Raw genomic sequence first — 831 nt, forward strand, 5'->3', positions numbered from 1 at the left:
CTTCTGGTGCAGATCACTAATACTCACGACCACTCTAAATTACATGAAACATTGAAAGCGTGGGCGGATACTTATACTGAAGGGGCATCAGGGAAAGAAAGTATCATTACTAAATATGCGCTATCTCAACCAACTCAAAGTACTGTTGACGATGATTACCTTGGAAGGGTTATTTGGGCGCTTTCTGATCCTTCAGGTTTACCTGCTAAGCGGTTTGCAGAGTTTAATCCATGCCCATCTATATCATGGTTGAAGGCATTTTCGGAAAGACGTTTTACTGAGAAGGATTTTTCTCGTTTTGGAATAGCGCGAGAATGTATTGAAGGTAATAGTGATATTAAGTTTAGTCTTACGGATAGGCCTGCTCCTTTGCACCTAAGCGATTGGATGTCTATTAGGGAAAGCAGTTACCCGACTTATAATTGGGACAATGTTATGCATTGTTTGGCTCAATGGATGACAAGACATTTGAATGAACCTCAGTTGGTGTTTTGGCTCATCTCTAATAGCGGAAAATTGAACTCCCAATTTATACGTTTGGTTGAACAAAAGCTTGATCGATACGATGGGCTTGATGCTAGTGAACTCGAAAAGATTAAAAACGATTCACCAAATGCGATTCCCGATGATTCCATGCGGATACTCTGGAGGATGTTATTGACTAACCGTGTTACAAATCATTCACATGATATGGATCTTTATCGTTGGATTGATAGATTAAAACGTGATGGTCTTACAACATCGCTAATTATTGAGCTGAGGGAAATCTTAACTCCAAAAATTCATGTGTCAAAAGCATTTCAGTTTGACATTAGCGGCGTTTTTCAAGGT

General features: G+C 39.5%; 1 pseudogene. It reads left to right on the plus strand.

Features of this window, described 5'->3' with window-relative positions:
• Positions 1 to 831 (plus strand): annotated as a pseudogene (locus AB4589_RS25670) (hypothetical protein); the annotation flags it as partial.

The sequence above is a fragment of the Vibrio sp. 10N.222.49.A3 genome, from assembly GCF_041475145.1.
In the GTDB taxonomy this organism is placed as follows: Bacteria; Pseudomonadota; Gammaproteobacteria; order Enterobacterales; family Vibrionaceae; genus Vibrio; species Vibrio tasmaniensis_A.